Annotated in this window: 14 protein-coding genes; 5 read left to right on the forward strand and 9 right to left on the reverse strand. The window is 42.6% G+C overall.

What is annotated here, in order from left to right; genetic code table 11:
* Positions 1 to 406: 406 nt before the first annotated feature.
* A complete protein-coding gene (locus BUA53_RS20305; protein WP_139256529.1) occupies positions 407 to 2,098 on the reverse strand; it encodes a PAS domain-containing sensor histidine kinase in 1,692 nt (563 codons plus the stop codon).
* A gap of 175 nt (positions 2,099 to 2,273) precedes the next feature.
* Between BUA53_RS20305 and BUA53_RS20310 the strand changes: the two genes are divergently transcribed.
* Complete coding sequence (locus BUA53_RS20310; protein ID WP_072837232.1) at positions 2,274 to 2,933, forward strand: hypothetical protein; 660 nt, start codon at positions 2,274 to 2,276, stop codon at positions 2,931 to 2,933.
* Positions 2,934 to 3,128: 195 nt separating this feature from the next.
* Here BUA53_RS20310 and BUA53_RS20315 read toward each other — a convergent pair whose 3' ends face one another.
* Positions 3,129 to 3,320, reverse strand: coding sequence for a hypothetical protein (locus BUA53_RS20315; protein WP_139256530.1), 192 nt, complete (start codon positions 3,318 to 3,320; stop codon positions 3,129 to 3,131).
* A gap of 501 nt (positions 3,321 to 3,821) precedes the next feature.
* On the opposite strand from BUA53_RS20315, the gene BUA53_RS20320 reads away from it, so the two are divergent.
* A complete protein-coding gene (locus BUA53_RS20320) occupies positions 3,822 to 4,358 on the forward strand; it encodes a DUF4440 domain-containing protein (protein WP_139256531.1) in 537 nt (178 codons plus the stop codon).
* A 166-nt stretch (positions 4,359 to 4,524) separates the two neighbouring features.
* Here the strand turns inward: BUA53_RS20320 and BUA53_RS20325 are convergent, their stop codons facing one another.
* The 4 genes from BUA53_RS20325 to BUA53_RS20340 form a co-directional block, all read right to left on the reverse strand.
* Positions 4,525 to 5,820 (reverse strand): hypothetical protein, encoded by a 1,296-nt coding sequence (locus BUA53_RS20325; protein WP_072837235.1) that lies wholly within the window; start codon positions 5,818 to 5,820, stop codon positions 4,525 to 4,527.
* Between the two features lie 39 nt (positions 5,821 to 5,859).
* Positions 5,860 to 6,624 (reverse strand): HNH endonuclease, encoded by a 765-nt coding sequence (locus tag BUA53_RS20330; RefSeq protein WP_072837236.1) that lies wholly within the window; start codon positions 6,622 to 6,624, stop codon positions 5,860 to 5,862.
* Between the two features lie 114 nt (positions 6,625 to 6,738).
* Positions 6,739 to 7,269 (reverse strand): DUF3267 domain-containing protein, encoded by a 531-nt coding sequence (locus BUA53_RS20335; RefSeq protein WP_072837237.1) that lies wholly within the window; start codon positions 7,267 to 7,269, stop codon positions 6,739 to 6,741.
* A gap of 12 nt (positions 7,270 to 7,281) precedes the next feature.
* A complete protein-coding gene (locus tag BUA53_RS20340) occupies positions 7,282 to 8,322 on the reverse strand; it encodes a tetratricopeptide repeat protein (protein WP_072837238.1) in 1,041 nt (346 codons plus the stop codon).
* A gap of 196 nt (positions 8,323 to 8,518) precedes the next feature.
* On the opposite strand from BUA53_RS20340, the gene BUA53_RS20345 reads away from it, so the two are divergent.
* Positions 8,519 to 8,956: a YybH family protein gene (locus tag BUA53_RS20345; RefSeq protein WP_175546129.1), complete on the forward strand. Its 438-nt coding sequence runs from the start codon at positions 8,519 to 8,521 to the stop codon at positions 8,954 to 8,956.
* A 102-nt stretch (positions 8,957 to 9,058) separates the two neighbouring features.
* The gene (locus BUA53_RS21495) at positions 9,059 to 9,739 is read left to right on the forward strand and encodes a GNAT family N-acetyltransferase (RefSeq protein WP_072837240.1); all 681 of its coding nucleotides are present in this window, start codon (positions 9,059 to 9,061) and stop codon (positions 9,737 to 9,739) included.
* A gap of 75 nt (positions 9,740 to 9,814) precedes the next feature.
* Here the strand turns inward: BUA53_RS21495 and BUA53_RS20355 are convergent, their stop codons facing one another.
* The 3 genes from BUA53_RS20355 to BUA53_RS20365 all read right to left on the reverse strand — a co-directional run bounded on the left by BUA53_RS20355 (position 9,815) and on the right by BUA53_RS20365 (position 14,266).
* Positions 9,815 to 10,840 (reverse strand): T9SS type A sorting domain-containing protein, encoded by a 1,026-nt coding sequence (locus BUA53_RS20355; RefSeq protein ID WP_072837241.1) that lies wholly within the window; start codon positions 10,838 to 10,840, stop codon positions 9,815 to 9,817.
* A gap of 236 nt (positions 10,841 to 11,076) precedes the next feature.
* Positions 11,077 to 12,249: a T9SS type A sorting domain-containing protein gene (locus BUA53_RS20360; RefSeq protein WP_072837242.1), complete on the reverse strand. Its 1,173-nt coding sequence runs from the start codon at positions 12,247 to 12,249 to the stop codon at positions 11,077 to 11,079.
* A gap of 415 nt (positions 12,250 to 12,664) precedes the next feature.
* The gene (locus tag BUA53_RS20365) at positions 12,665 to 14,266 is read right to left on the reverse strand and encodes a hypothetical protein (protein WP_072837243.1); all 1,602 of its coding nucleotides are present in this window, start codon (positions 14,264 to 14,266) and stop codon (positions 12,665 to 12,667) included.
* 157 nt (positions 14,267 to 14,423) lie between these two features.
* On the opposite strand from BUA53_RS20365, the gene BUA53_RS20370 reads away from it, so the two are divergent.
* Positions 14,424 to 15,404 carry an SMP-30/gluconolactonase/LRE family protein gene (locus BUA53_RS20370; RefSeq protein WP_245793240.1) on the forward strand — a complete coding sequence of 327 codons (981 nt, stop codon included), beginning with the start codon at positions 14,424 to 14,426 and terminating at the stop codon, positions 15,402 to 15,404.
* The last annotated feature ends 606 nt before the right edge of the window (positions 15,405 to 16,010 follow it).

A 16,010-nucleotide genomic window follows, 5' to 3' on the forward strand; every position in this document is an offset into this window, starting at 1 on the left:
TCGTATTTTATTTAAACTCTTAATTGTTTCAATAACCATAGATTAATTAATCTGCTTAATTATGTTCCGTAGGAACATTTTGTAGGTAGCAATAAAGTAGTTTATGAAGCAGCGTGCCGTAGGTACGCCTGGTGGGTTGATTTATTGTTTTTTGTTTCTGGTTCTTTAGGTGGAAGTGTATTCTTTTAGCTGTCAGTATTTAGGTTGAAGAATTGATTGCAAATAGTATTGACTCTAGCTTTATCCTTTGCATTTTTCTTTGCGCATACTTAGCGTCCTTCGCGTTACTGTTTTCTTAAAGTATCGCAAAGGAGAGAGAAGGCACGCAAAGTGTCGCAAAGTGTTTTCCCGTTCTATATACTAACTGAATAGGACAAACGATTTGGCCACTAAAGCTTTTGAATTTTTACTTTTGACTTTTGACTTCTTCTTTCTCCCCTACAACTGGTAAAAGAACAGTAAACACCGATCCTTCCCCTGGTTTGCTTTCTGCCCATACCTTTCCATGGTGGTTCTCTACCACCTTCTTTACAATGGAAAGGCCAATACCCGTTCCGGCATATTCGTGTTTGCCATGCAGGCGCGTGAAGAGCTGGAAGATCTTTTCTGAATATTCCTGCTCAAAGCCAATGCCGTTGTCCTTTACCTGCACCTTGTAATAGTCAACGCCATTTTCCTGCTGCCTACTACAACTCACGTCAATGGCAACGGGCTGGCCTGGATTGGTGTATTTAAGCGCATTGGAAAGCAGGTTCTGGAAAAGCTGCTGTAGCTGTCCCCTGTATCCATGTACTACTGGCAGATCCACCAGTTGCACCGTGGCGTTCTTGTCCTGTACCTCCAGGGCCAGGTCGTCGAGTATCTGTCGCAGCAATGACTCAAGGTCCACTGCCTCCTTCTGATCGGGTGGTGTTCTTAGTTGGGAATAGGTCAGCAGATCGTCTACCAACTTGCCCATGCGCACATTGGCCGACTCTATGCGGGTGAACAATTCCTTTTCACTGTCATTGAGTTTGGGTTCCAACTCTTTTTTTAACCTGGTAATAAAGAACTGCACTTTGCGGATGGGTTCTTTCAGGTCGTGGGAAGCTACGTGGGCAAATTCTTCCAGTTGTTCATTGGAGCGTTCCAGTTCTTTGATCTTATGAAGCAGCTCCAGTTGCAGGTGTTTCAGCCTGGTGAAATCGGTAAAGTGTACCACCACTTCGTTTTCCAGTTTCACAGCGTTCATCTCGTTGTACAGGTCACGTCCGTCAGCGTTATAATGGATCTCCCAGTTGTCATCCTTCCCTGTTTCAAAGGTCTTTGCCACGTTGATAAAACTGGAGGTTTCGAAATAGCTGGGGAATACCTCACTCACCTTATGATCATGCAAGGCTTCGGGCGTGGCGTGGGCATAATTGGCGTAGGCCTGGTTGGTGAGCTTATAGCGGAAGTCAACGATCCGGTTGTTTTCGAACACAGGCGTCAGCACCTGCATAGGTTCACGGGAGAGGTTGATCAATTGCTGCAGGTAGTTATTGGAATGTACCAGGGCCTCGTGGGCTTCTTCCAGCTCGCGGGTGCGCAGTGCAACGATGTCTTCGATCTTTTTACGGTCTACCACATGCGCAGTGGTTTCCGTGCAGGTGACAAATACACCGTTTATATTTCCTTCATCATTGTACACAGGGCTATAGCTGAAGGTCCAGTAAATATCTTCCATGCGCCCGTTGCGGTAAAAGGGCACCAACTGGTCCTCAAAATAAACGGGAGCTCCTGTGGTCATGATCTGGTTAATGAGGGGACAAATAAATTCCCAGATATCTGCCCATACTTCTTTGCCTCGTTTGCCAATGGCCGGGTGTTTTCCCTCAATGCCCAGGCTGGGCCGGAAGGCATCGTTATAAAAACAGGTAAGTTCCGGTCCCCAGAACAGGAACATGGGGAATGCGGAATGAAGCAGGATGCCAAGGGTGGTGCGCAGGGATGGCGGCCATTGGTCCATGGTGCCAATAGGTGTCCTGGACCAATCGTGCCGGAGGATCAGGGCACCCATTTCGCCGCTATCCTTCAGAAAAGGGTAGGTATGATCTTGTGTGTATGTTGAACTATTCACGTTTCGATGGGGCTAAAGGGATGTTGAAATTAGTACATTTTGTTAAACAGGCGCCCGGCAATTGCAAACCAGGAAGGCAATAAGGGGATCAAAGATTCTTATGAAGTTCCTAACAACTTTACGTCTTAACTTTCGTTGTAATACAAACACATACACTCAACTAATAAATGCAGTTATGAAAAAGGGCATTTTGTTTTTATTGATCGCATTCAGTTTCACCGCGAGGGCGCAGTCGCTGAAAGATCTTTTGTACAGTGGCAAGCTGAGGAACGATTCCAATACGGTAGTGCGCAAGACGGACGACCTGAAGAGCAAAGTAGATACTACCGACAGGAAAGCGGCGGCTGAGAAAGCAGCGGCCAGTCAAACCGTGGTGGCCGTAATTCCCGGTGATTCGTTGAAGAAAGCCAACCTGCCTGATAGTAGCAAGACTGTAGCTGAGGCTAAGACAGCCGAACCCGCAGAAGCAGCCCCCGCCAATGATTCTGCCGTGAATGCCCAGGCTGAAGTGGTGGCGCCACCGGCACCGGTGAAGACCAACAGCAAGATCTGGAAGGAATATACCGAGACACTGGTAGCCACGCTGAAGTCAGAAGTATTGTCCAATAAGAAAGTAAAGAAGGAAACCTATTACGTGTTGGCGGATTATGAAATTGGCGCAGATGGCAAGACGGAATTGACGAATGTGACGGTTGCTCCTGATAATGCCTTCCTGCTGGAGCAGGTAAAGCAGCGCTTAGCCGACAATCCACCAGCTTTCACCCCTGTGATGGACAGCAACAACCAGCCAAAGAAGGTAAAGCGGAAGTTTAATTTTTACCTGACCAAGGAGTAAAGAAGGATAAAGTCAAAAGTCAAAAGTAAAAATGTGTAGAAGGATGGAGATGCTTTGGGATGGTTTATAGGGATAATATTGAAAGAATAAGTTTACTGCCGGAATCAGTAAAGTAATAAAAAAGCCTGCGTTTGCAGGCTTTTTTAGGGGTGTTTTCCAACAATATTATTTCCTGTTGAAAGGTTTGTCTATGGGTTAGCTCTGCGCCCAGGCTTGAGCGTCTTCAGACTGCTTAGAGAATTGTTTTTTAGCTTTTCCCAATGCATCTGAGGCCTTGTCTTTTAATGATCCAAGTTGTTCTTCAACTTCTTCCTGGTTGTTATAAACATAGTACACTACGCCAGCTACTGCTGCGCAAACAAGGGCTCCTATTAAGATCTTTGACATAATATATATTTTGTAATACTCATGCAATCCTGGTGCCATGATATAGGGTAGGCGCATGGGAATAGGACGCCCCAAATCCCTGGCATTTTCCAGGCTATTTTCCCCGGAAAAAGCAAATAGCCCGGGATATGGGTATTCATAGTTGCCCTTATGAAAATAATACTGTATTTAACAGGCAGAATGGCACAACAATTGTAATTATAATAGTACAAGTTGTTCAATTCATTTTTATTAGTTTATTAGTTTATTGAACAATCAAGCAGTTTTAGGTACTTACGTATTTATAACTGTAAGAAAGGGCAATCGAAAGATTGCCTTTTCGTTTTTGGGGTGTATCTCCCTTTAATACCCCTGGGTACTGATCCTGTGGCTCCTCAACAAACAGGGTCAAATAATAAAAAAACATTGTACCTTAATAGTGTCCCCCTATTGATCAGCCTTCTTCGCCCCCTCTGATGCACTGAACACTGCTTTTATTCATTCATACTAAATACTTCAGCAATGAAACGATTACTCATTCTAACCGCTACGGGTTTATTTTCTATGATGGTTTGCCAGGCACAGACCACTAAGCCGGTACAGGCAGCCAACGCCACCAGTATGGGACAGCTTCATAATGGCCCTGTACATAACATTTCCATTGGCAACATGATGTATGCACAAAAAGTGATACAGCTATGGAAGGATTATGATAACAACACCATGGACAATGTTGGCGACCTGCTGGCCGATGATGTGGTAGCCACTTTCCCTGATGGCTCTATGGTAAAGGGGAAAGACAACTGGATAAAGATGATCAAAGATTATCGTAACAATTTTAGTTCAGTTACAAGTACCGTAATGGCTTGTACAACTTTAAAGTCACCCGACGATCCTGAGCACGAGGTAGTAACCGTATGGGGGGAAGAAAACGATACCAGTAAAGATGGCACTACAGTGAAAACTCATTTGAACGAGGTTTGGTTCTTCAACAAGCAGGGCAAGGTGGTCATGTTCCATCAAATGGCGGCGAAGGATGCACCGGATAAAAAGGATTAGTGGGAAATAAAATTATAAGAAAGGGTGATCGGGAGATTGCCCTTTTTTGTTATTTGTTAGGTTAGGAAACCATATTTATTTTCCGTATGCATAGTTAGTTTGTATGGAATATATAAAATACCCTAACAAAATCTTTAAATAGTTTGATTGATATTCTTCTATATAACTATAAACTATTTAATTTTGTGCGCCATTGCTCAAATATGGGATTCTCATCTACATCCAATTTGTGACTAATTGCTACAAATTCATAGTCTTCATTTAATTTGTGTTTTTTTCTGTATGGTTCTCTTCCATATAGGTGTATTTCATTTATTATGCTTTCAAGAAGTTCTAAAGATTTAACTCTTGAAAAATTAACAAGCGAAAAGCTCCAAACATAGGTTGCATGGGAAGATAAAAGCTCCCAAGCATAATGATGATGTTTTTTACATTTAAAATAAAAAACAAAACCAAACTTAGGTTTGAGTGTTAAGCGGATAACTTCTTCAGAAGCAAGATGTTTCTCGGCTAAATATTGAATTTGTTTGGCATTTCTATGAGTAAAGTTTTCCGTTACTACTTTAATAATGTCATCAATTTTTAGCCCCAGCACATTATTTTCAGTTGAATCAGTTTTTTTCAAAGCTTCATCAATTGTATAAAGACTTTTATTCTCATCTGCAAGGGTTTTTTTACTTAAGTTTCGGATTTGTTCTTGGCGTATTACTTCTAATAGTGATTCGTTTATTAGATCTATATCGGAGGAGGTTGCATATATATGTTTTATTTTTAGAACTTCAATGTTAATAGTTGCTTTTATTTCAATTGCTTTCTTACCCAGTCGCTTTGCAAAATAATTTTTAATTAAATCATACTCATGCCTCAAAATATCATTATGAACTTTTATAACTAATAATTCGTTAAGTTCTTTTGCATTATGAGTTACTTCAATATAGCCGTCTTTAATTTTTACCTCTGACCAACTCTTCGTTATTTGTAATTCAAGGCTCCTTGTAGTCGTATCATTATCAGATTGTGGCAATATGGATATATTTGTTTTGTCTAAACCTCTCGTTCTTCCAACATTAAACAAGCTTGATTGAGTTCCTATTAGTAACTGGTCAATACTGTTAGTATCAAAAGCTGACTTGTCTATATAATTCGGAGAGTATGTAGCTAACTGTCCAATGAATTTCGCCCAGTCTAAATTTATAAATTTTAAAAAAGGTAATTCTCCCTTTATTTTTTGTTTAAAAAAGGACTCCATGTCAATGCAGTCATAATCAATAACTTCAATGATGATAACTGTACTATCTTCTTGTTTATTAATTAAAGGTTTTACTTTCCAATAAATATCTCTAGATTGACTAAATCTAAAATGATTGTTTGGAAGATTGGTATTATTATAGGAAATTATTTCGTGATCATTTAAATAGATACCTGCATTGGTCATTTTAAATATCCGTGACACATCATTCATAAAAAAAATTATCAGTTAAATAATAATAATGGGAAAATTTCAAAGTTTGAATTTCTCATTATGTATTTTTAAAAACTCCCTGGAAGGAGGAAATTTTTTAGGAATGGCTATTGGTTTGTTATGATACTGTTGGAAATACTCAGACCCTATCTTATCCTTTTTTGCTAGTATAGAAGATATTTTAATAGTATAATCTTCTGCCGATATTGTAAGTAGTCCAGCATCAAAAGCTTTGTCATGAAGAGCATTGAGGCAAAGTCCATTCATAGGATTGAGCCTGTTATCTTCGAACTTACTCCAGGAGGTAATATGGCTAGCTATCAATAAAATGGGCTCTGTTAGGCCTGTAATGCAACACTTGTTATTGTAATTTGACAATACTAATTGACGAAATCGATATTGGTTTACTCGTGTGTTAACAAGTCGCTTTATGTCAAGGCCTTTTTCATATTTAGATATTTCGTGCAAATAAAGTTCTTCCACATTGATTTTCTTGGCGTTTGCCAACAGTTTTTCACTTTCTTCAAAGGCATCATCCCAGTTATTGTAAAATTGATTCCATACTTCTTTATCAAGATTGCCAGAATTGGCAGCCCCCTTGATTCCTCGCTTTTGCAGATTAGGATCAAGGCTGGCAAAGTTCACTAGCTTAAAGGCAACAGAACCGGGTGTTCGTTTTATAAGAGTGGCGAGTTCAATTACCTGCGGGTTGCGGCTATGCATTTTACCGAAGGGTAATTTCGCATAAAGATTAATGGCAAGAAGAAGTTCATCTTTTGTCCAAAAGCGTTGGCCAGGTTTCATGAGTACTAGTTTTACTTAAAAGAGGGTTCATAAGGACCCTTTTGATTGAAATACTAAGTGTATAACTATATGGCATTTATTATAATTCAATTGAGCTGTAAGTATTTGTTTGTTTTAACCCAATAAACCTATTATCAAATGTGGAAGCCCCACAACTACACCAATACCATAAAGAAGATCAAGCCAGAAAAAAGAACCAAGGGCTCCTAAATAGATAAGGCCAACAATTGGATAGGCTACTATTTTAACCCAGATCGGTGTTCCTTCTTCCTTCAAACTGTTCCAGATTGATTGAGCATCACCGGTGCTGGGAAAGGCATGCATGGCAATAGACAAACCTAGATATAGCAATACATAATCAAGTGGGCCGCCATTATTAAATTCCATTACCGGCAAGGCTGCAGGTAGGGCTATAAATGCACCTAATAATGTGTTAACAATGAAAGGGCCAATCCCAATCATTAGCGATTGCCATTTATTGGCGGGTGCTTCATGCAACACATAACCCGCTGGGTTCTTTGCCTGGAAATACACCACTTCAAATACAGGTATTTTATAGAGGCGGCAGAATAGCTGGTGGGCCAGTTCATGAACTATAACACCGGGGAAGGTAACAAGCGTAATAAGAATGCCTGGAATAAACATTACAATAGGTTTTTAGTCTCTGAATTTTTCTTTACCGGAAACAATATTGCTTACATAATCAAATGATTCCATTAACGAACTGTCTTTTTGGGCCCTTGCCATCAGGGCATCCCGTTTTGGAATGTCGTTCCGGTAATGGTAAATAAGGGCCATGGTGGCTAGTCCATAAGGTGAAGAGGGATTAAGATCAAGGCTTTGACGGGCATCTTTAAATGCTTCCCCGTCTTTATGCTGTTTCAACAGGGTTCTTGCCCTGGAAGCTATAGCATAAGCATCTTCCTTATTTAAAGCGAGGAGCTGGTTTATAAAATAGTAAGAGGAGTCAAATTGCAGTTGATCACGTTTTAAAGGAATTTTAATGATAAGCGCATAGGTATGAAAGGGGTTATCCTTTAATACCAGGTTTAACACACTGTCAGCGCCGGCAAAATTCTTTTGATCATATAAAAGGTTGGCATACCTGGTCAAAGCATAGGCATCGTGCGCATTACTGTCAAAATAATTCCTGTAATCTGTTTCAGTTAGCTGCCCTTGTTTTTTCTCCAATAGGAGGTTAAAAGAGTCAGTAGGCAAATGAGTTTCCATACGGTTCAACACGTCTGTAACATCCTTAAAAAGATCCTGGTCTTTTACTTCATTGTTCTCGATCATTTTATAAGTGGAAAAAACTGTTTTATAGTCTTCATTAAAAAAGGCTGCGATCAGCAGGCGGCATTGAGCTTCGGTATAATAAGGCTCATGATCTACTACCTGTTGCAATTCTTTTTGGGCAGTATAATAATGATGATCCGAAGCAGCTTTAATGCCTTTTTGTAAATGAACGCCAGTCCGGATCTGTTCCGGCAGGGAAACGAGTGAAAAAACCAGCAACAGCAGGATACCAGCTCCAAATGCCCTGATCCATTTAGGAATGGGAAAATTGATAAACTGGGAGCGGCAGGATTGGCATAAGGGTATTTTGCCTTCCATAACAGGCAGCGCAGCCTGGCAGTTACGGCATACATTAGCAGCAATAGGTTCCGGAGATGGTTCAATTTCATCCGCTGGATTCATAAGGCAATTGTTTTGGTGCGCCAATGTAATGAAGATTATTAAATATTAAAAGAAGCTAATGTTTTTATTTAGGATTCTAATTCTACTTTCAGCATGAAGAAAAACACTTAAGAATCTCAAATTATAGCCAAATAACAACCCTTATGTGTTTCTCTAAAAGATGAAAGAATCACTAGATTTGAAGCAAATCAATTACATGCATAGATATTTTAGCTTGATCATGTTTATAGCATTGACCCTGGCTACAATTACACTGAGAGCCCAGCAAGGCAGTGATGAAAAACAGGTTATCCAGTCCATGAATGAAGCAGCTGATAAATGGAACAATGGTGACCTGGATGGCTATATGGCTTTATATGATACTTCAGCAACCATGATGTTGCCAAAGGGTAGAACCAAAATAAATGGCATGCGGGAGCTATATGAGAAGTATTACTTCGAAAACGGAAAGCCCAAACAAATGCTTGGGTATGATACCTATGAATTCACTCCATTGGGAAAGGAGTATGCCTTGCTTACCGGCCGTTTCATATTAAAGGCCAATGAAAAGATGAAGGAAAGGACCGGCACCTTTTCCCTGGTCTTTGTACACACAGCGAATGGCTGGAAAATACTGCATGATCATTCGGGTTGATTGATCCTTTATAACAGGATGCGTTTGAGAGGACTAAGCCAATGCTAAATGAGCTCAATCAAAATTTTGGCCTGCACCCGCGAAGATGAATAGTTTTGCAAGGTGGAGCTTATTTTAAATAACCCTGTTTACCAGGGTTTAACATCCGGGGATCAGCATCTTAGTTTGGGTTCGGAAAACGTTAAGTACTTTGATGAAGCAGTATCTCCTTTTGTCGCATTTGATGAAGTGTATGAGAAAGGATTTGAAGAGCTATATGATCTGTTGCCTCCAGGTCGGACTATCCTGTACGCCATTCCTCAACCTATAGCACCACCGAAAGGCTGGCAATTGCTCCATGAAATAAAAGGCGTTCAAATGGTCTTTGAAGAGGGTAGGGAAATATTGCCTGGTACTTTTGCACCCGTTCCCCTGGAAAAGCAATATGCAGCAGCAATGGTGGAACTGGCAAAGCTTACCAAACCCGGTCCCTTTGGCCTCCGCACCATTGAGTTCGGCCACTATTACGGGATCTTTGACCAGGACAAACTGGTGGCCATGACAGGCCAGCGCCTGCATCCGCAACAATATACTGAAGTCAGCGCCGTATGCACGCATCCCGATCACCTGGGCAAGGGTTATGCTTCCGTACTGGTGCAGCACCAGGTGCAATTGATATTGCAACAGGGCCAGGTTCCTTTTTTACATGTTCGGGAAGATAACAGCAGGGCCATTGCGCTATATGAAAGGCTGGGATTCAGGATCAGCAGGAATATGAATTTTTATTTTATGAGGCGTATGTGATCTTATTTCCTTTCAATGAAATCAAAAAGCCCGGGCAACATGATGGCCCGGGCTTTTTGTATGCTAATACCGTTATTATTTTTTTACAAAGGGGATGGTCGTGTTAGTAGCTGACAACCGGATAAAATAGGTTCCCGGTGCAAGGGAAGCAATGTTTATTTCTTTTTTCAACGATCCGGCAGGCAATGCCAGCGTTTCAGAAGAGATCATTGCGCCAGCGGCATTGAAAAGCTGTACTTCTTCCTGGCTGGCTACAGGAGATTGAACGGTTAGCCAAATGGCACTAGTGGCCGGGTTAGGGTACAGGGAAAGTTTTGACTGGACGAGTGAGTTTCCCGTTGTCAACACCACGATTCCTGAATAGTCAAAACTGCCATCATTATCTACCATACGCAGGCGGTAATAGTTCTTTCCCTGCAAGGGTGTGGCGTCCAGGAATTGATATTGTCCACCTATTATTCCTGCTACAACCTTTCCAATGCTGGTAAAGTTGATGCCATTGGTAGAGCGTTGTACCTCATAGAAAGCGGTATTGATCTCTGTGGCAGCGGTCCATTGCAACTGTATGGCATTGGTTTGTGACTTACCAGTAAAGAGACTGAGTTTCACAGGGAGGGTGCTGGCTGGTGCTGAAAAGCCTGAAATAGTAAGAGTGGCGGTGCCATAACCATTATCAATTGCCCTTACTCTAAATCCAATTATACTGCCTGCCGTTACCGTAACGGAGTAAGAGCCTGATTGGTTGATGCCAACACCTGTTGTTAAACTGGTAAATACACCATTGACCAGAACACCTGCAGGATCGTATTGCGGATCGGAATCCAAATCATTGGTATGGTACGACCAGTCAAACCTGAATATTCCGGGTGCAACAGCCCTTACTGTATAATCCACGTCCATCTGCGAGGACAAAGTATATGTTGGGTCATCACTTCCTGTAATAATAATTGAGGCCGGTGCACCTGAGGTATTAACGTTTCCATTCGCACCAGGAGTTTGGGTGAGAGTGAATTTAGCAGGAGCATAATTGCCGCTGAACTGGGCATGGGCATTCAATACAATACATAGCAACGCAAAGCAAGAGAGGTAAAGATTTCTCATAAGATAGTTAGTTGATGATAGATCCTGCCTGGGTCAAGGGAGGCTTGACTTACAGGGCGGCAAAATTGGATAATAGAGTTTATCCGGGCAATAAGGGTTATTGCTAAGCCGTAAGGGTTTCTATTCAGTTTGTAATATAGTCATTACTGTATATGCCCAATCATTGCAGTAAATTTCCTAAGATAAAAATGATGATAAATCCCCGGGAGATATTCTTTCCCCCGGGAATCATGCATTTAATGTACAATCAACATGCGTTTTTCTGTTTTGCCTTCCAGCTCAATTAGCAAATAATAACTGCCTTTTGCAAGGGAGCTAAGATTTAATGATGCCTGGTTACTATTCACATTCAATATTTGTATCCTGGTGCCAGCGGCTGAAAAAACAGTGATGGTGTTCATGCGTGTGGAAGCAGTTACCGTGGCTATTCCACCAGGAGCAGGGTTGGGAAGTATGCGGATATTCCCGCCAGTACCATCATTGCTTACAGAAATGATAGAACTATAACTGGTCTTTCCATCCTCGTCCACTTCTTTCAGCCGGAAATAATGTGTGGATTGCAGGTTGCCTGTATAAGTATAAAGATACCGGGTGGGTATGGAAGAATTGCCTTTTGCCGGCAGTGTAGCCAGTTTGGTAAACAGGGTGCCATTGCTGCTTTCCTCGATGTCAAAATGGTCTGCATTTTCTTCCTGCGCTGTTTCCCATTCCAGCAATGCGGAATTGCTGTTAAGAGACCTGCCTTTAAAATATGTAAGGGAAACAGGCATTACTGTAGCAGGAGAAGCAAGTGCGATATTATTCATGCTCAGCCAGAAGATACCAGAACCGCTGGTGGGAGAAGGGTAAAAACGAACCTCGTCTATGTTGTTAAAGAGGGCTGGTGTCAGTGCATCTGACTGGCTGATTGTTTTGACATTCCAGTTCACATTATCCAGGCTCACATCAATCATACCCACAAGGGTCCCATTATTATAGGTTGCTATCCGGATAGGTGTAACGCCTCCCCAATCATATAGTTGAATGGACTGTAAGGAAAAATTAACTGACTGGCTTGAGCTTTTGAGCACCATGGCAGGAACGCCATTGCTGGTCACAGTAGCATCAGGTCCGGGCGTAATAGCGGTGTACCCCGAATTGTTGGAATAATAATAACCGTTGTTATGCCAGACGATGGTACTTCCTCCCAATTTATTGAAAGAGGCATCAGCAGCATAGATCTGAATGTCCAGGCCATTGATGTTTGAAGTGCCGCCGTCACCATCCTGGGCGATACCATCGCTCCAGTTGGCGGGATTATCTGTAGTAAAATGTAGTGTATAGGGCAGATTCACCTGTGCGCCCGATCGTTGAAAAGCCAATAAGAGAATAAATGCCAGTAAAAGATTACGTTGGTAAAATTGTTTCATAAATAAAATAGCTGTTTATGGATAGATCTAATTCGCTTCAAACTTTTCAATAGGGTGGGACGGGGATCCTATGCAATGTCTATTCAGAGGATTAGACATACATAAAAATTGGGATGCGAATATAGTCCACTGTAAAAACAGCACCTGCTATTCTTTCGTGTGTTTATTACCGTTAACCAGTTAAAAGACTTAGGTTGACATAAGAGTTTATTCTTATGATACTTATATTTACTCTCTAACGTAGTTGAAATTATGCGTGTAAGAAAACTCAATCATCTCATGGTATGATAACAACTGCATTGCAATAAAAAAGCACAAGCTATTATGACTTGTGCTTTTTTATAGTGGTTGGGCAATGCAGTTAATAATTGTGGCAATAGCATTAATCTCCCGCCTTCATCCGGGTAAATCCCGACTATAATTTCTTCCCCAATAATGCCTGGTTGTTCATCAGCAGCTTGGCTGGATATACTGTGCTGTTCAACCATAGGTTCAATGGGTACTTAGTAAAATAGGTGGGATAATCTCCTTTGTTTGCCTGCTGCGCCAGTGTAAAGGAGTTGGCAATAGATTGGGCTTTGGCCAGGTAGATATCTTTCCCTGTTGCCTTATAAGCTTCCAGGAAGGTCTCCATCATCACGCCGGCTGCCCTGCCTACAGGCATCCAGAAAACATATTGTTCCTGCACCGAAGGGGTGATCCAGTTCTCGGACCTTCCTCCAGGTTTGGGTTCCTGGAAGGCTACCTTGACGGGTTGTTCCCAGATCACAAACTGGTCTTCGGAAAAGCGCACCAGTTCCTCTGCCAGCTCCATGTCCTTTTTATTCCTGAACAAATACATGGCAAGGTCGCAGGCCTGTTCACGACTTAAGTTTTCATAGGGCGGGCGTGCCTGGATGTCTTCAAACTGTCCCTGCCAGTTAAAGGTCTTTACCGGGTTGTTCATGATCCAGTCAAAGGCTTTTTGAGTGGAGGCTTCCAGTCCGGTAACCTTATATTGATGGCGCAGGCGGTCGTAATAGTTAATGATGGAAGTAGGGATCACGATATTGGGTGCGGTAGGTTCACCGGTCTGGTGATTGACAAACTGGTACCAGCTACCATTGGGTAACTGGGTCTTCAGGTAGGTTTCGGCTATCAGCCTGGCTGCCTGGAAGTATTTTTCATCTTTTGTAAAGTCGTACAGGTCTAAAAATGCATTGCCTGCATCCACACCCATGATGCTGAAACTGTTGATCGGTTTCAGGTTTTGTTTGGTGGCTTTTTCAGAACGGGGACCATAGTAGGTGGGTACAAAGAATTCCCAGGGACTGCCTTCCTTAAAGCGGATGCTGAGCATATAATCTGCCACGATACGCGCCAGTTCCGTGGATCTTGTTGCCTCGGGCGTGCCTGCTTTCAATTTGGCATAGGTGATGGCACCGATCACCAGGGCACTGTATATTTTGGCGGGATAGCTGTAATTGATGTAATCCCATTTGGGCTCCTTATGTTCCAGCCAGTAGTTCACATAGTCTTCGTGCATCAACCTGTCAAGAGCCAGCCTGGCACTGCTATCGTAGGGCAGCACAGGGGCGTGGTACACACCATTGAATGGTGCTGCACGGTAATAGCGTCCCTTACCTGCCAGGCCTATGGAGTCGCCGCCGGCGGAAATGCCAGCAACGGAAAGATTGAAATAACCCACTGGTACCGAGGTCCAGATCTTACTGAGTGGGGCATAGGGAACCTCGCTCTCGAAGCGGTAAGTCTGACCATTGGTCTCAGAAGTAAGACTGTAACGGTAGCTGGTGGCTTTGTCAACTTTTTTATAGTCAAAGGCAGGGGCGTAGATAAACTGGTGCGCCTCCGCGTTCCAGAATGGCGTTTGGCCCGGAACCCCCGGGTGAACGGGAATGGCAGATTCTGCCCAGGCTTGTTTTCCAAAGGCGGTTCTTACTTCTACCTGTGAAGCTGAGGGTGTGTGGCAGGAAGTAAACAGTACTGCTGCTAACAGGATGTCCAAGGTTCTTTTCATATGTAGCAATGCGTAATTATCCGGAGTTTAATCAATAAGTATGACCAAAACTAATCCCTTGCCTGAAAGAAATAGTCTGAAATAATCTTCAATGCCTATACTTTTTTGACATTTCAGGTCCTGCTTCCAGCATGACCTAGGTTAATAATAAAAAACAGTGTTTATTGCAGAAGCGCCTCCATCATTAGATTGGCTGCCTGTAATTTATTATTGCGACTTGATTAATACAGAAAATATACTGCACCTGCCTTGTACAACTTTACTTTCCCACCAATGTTTGCTGGGGGAAAGCCCGGTTTGGGATGCAGTGGAGGAAAGGATCTATTGGGTGGATATTGCCCGGCATGAGATCCATTCCTGCAAAGGGAATGGGAAGGATCACAGGGTGATCAATACCGGCGAGTCTATTGGCGCTGTTGCCCTGCATAGTAAGGCCAAACTATTGGCAGCCTTGCAACACGGTTTTGCATGTATAGATCTCAATGATGGTTCAAAGGAATGGATTGGTAGCCTGGTGGAAGAAGTAATTGCAAACCGGTTCAATGATGGCAAATGTGATCCTTCCGGGAGGTTCTGGGCGGGCACCATGAACTTGCATGGGGCAAAGAATGCTGGTAGCTTATATGCCATGGAAACTGATGGTACTGTAAGGGTGAAATTAAAAGGTGTAAGCGTACCGAATGGAATGGCCTGGAGCCCTGATGGGCGCTATTTTTATTTTATAGATACAGCCACCAGGGAAGTTGCTGCATTTGATTTTGATCCTGTTAGCGGTGATATATGTAATCAAAGGACCGTGGTGCAGATACCACCAGACATGGGCAAGCCTGATGGCATGACCATCGATACGGAGGGCATGTTGTGGGTGGCCTTATGGGATGGGTGGAGCATCAGTCGCTGGGATCCATTTACCGGTGCCTTATTGTGCCGCATCATGCTGCCTGTATCAAGGATTACATCCTGCACATTTGGTGGGAAAGACCTGCGTGATATCTATGTCACATCTTCCAGCCTGGGACTCACTGATATTCAAAAAAAGGAGCAGCCCTTGGCCGGTTCGGTCTTTGTGCTGCGGGAGACGCCCTGCCAGGGATTGCCTGCAATACCTTTTGGATGCAGGGTTAAGAAATTTGTGTAACAGTATTTGGTCTTTTCAATAAGCGTGGCTTCATCTCCGTTAGCCATCTATCATGGACACAATTCCATCAGGGAACGGATCACAAACTCCCTGGCCGTTAATAAAAATATCGCCCTTACAGGGCTTTTTCCTCCCAATACAATGTTTCTTCTACCAAAATGTCGCCTCTCTGAGGCTCAGACAGGGAATGTCATCTCCCTGCTATCAAAAGGGTTATGTAGAAAGAAATGCAGTAGGTTTCCTTAGTGATGAAGCCCTGTAAGGGTGGTATTATTTTGAAAGAAGGATTACCGGGAATCGCAAGCCCAATGGCAAAATTCTCTCAGCCCTTAACACTAAATAGTGCATGTGAATACGTGTTCGCCATGATTAAATAAAATGTCGCCCCTACAGGGCTTTGCTTCTCCAAAATACAATGTTTTTCTACCATAATAACGCCTCTCTGAGGCTTCGTACCAGGATATCATCTGCTCTGTTTTCAAAAGAATCATCTAGAGAGAAAAGCAATAAGTTTTCTTAGGGAAGAAGCCATGTAGGGGTGGTATTTTGGTAGAAGAAGGAATATGGAGGAGAGCGCAAGCCCAATGGCAAAATTCTCTCAGCCCT

Origin of the sequence: Flavisolibacter ginsengisoli DSM 18119 (assembly GCF_900129295.1) — a bacterium.
In the GTDB taxonomy this organism is placed as follows: domain Bacteria; phylum Bacteroidota; class Bacteroidia; order Chitinophagales; family Chitinophagaceae; genus Flavisolibacter; species Flavisolibacter ginsengisoli.

Bases quoted from the DNA above. Each gene is read 5' to 3' on its own strand.
- BUA53_RS20310 (WP_072837232.1), top strand. From the start codon at position 2,274: ATGAAAAAGGGCATTTTGTTTTTATTGATCGCATTCAGTTTCACCGCG.
- BUA53_RS20315 (WP_139256530.1), bottom strand. From the start codon at position 3,320: ATGTCAAAGATCTTAATAGGAGCCCTTGTTTGCGCAGCAGTAGCTGGC.
- BUA53_RS20320 (WP_139256531.1), top strand. From the start codon at position 3,822: ATGAAACGATTACTCATTCTAACCGCTACGGGTTTATTTTCTATGATG.
- BUA53_RS20325 (WP_072837235.1), bottom strand. From the start codon at position 5,820: ATGAATGATGTGTCACGGATATTTAAAATGACCAATGCAGGTATCTAT.
- BUA53_RS20330 (WP_072837236.1), bottom strand. From the start codon at position 6,624: ATGAAACCTGGCCAACGCTTTTGGACAAAAGATGAACTTCTTCTTGCC.
- BUA53_RS20335 (WP_072837237.1), bottom strand. From the start codon at position 7,269: ATGTTTATTCCAGGCATTCTTATTACGCTTGTTACCTTCCCCGGTGTT.
- BUA53_RS20340 (WP_072837238.1), bottom strand. From the start codon at position 8,322: ATGAATCCAGCGGATGAAATTGAACCATCTCCGGAACCTATTGCTGCT.
- BUA53_RS20345 (WP_175546129.1), top strand. From the start codon at position 8,519: ATGCATAGATATTTTAGCTTGATCATGTTTATAGCATTGACCCTGGCT.
- BUA53_RS20355 (WP_072837241.1), bottom strand. From the start codon at position 10,840: ATGAGAAATCTTTACCTCTCTTGCTTTGCGTTGCTATGTATTGTATTG.
- BUA53_RS20360 (WP_072837242.1), bottom strand. From the start codon at position 12,249: ATGAAACAATTTTACCAACGTAATCTTTTACTGGCATTTATTCTCTTA.
- BUA53_RS20365 (WP_072837243.1), bottom strand. From the start codon at position 14,266: ATGAAAAGAACCTTGGACATCCTGTTAGCAGCAGTACTGTTTACTTCC.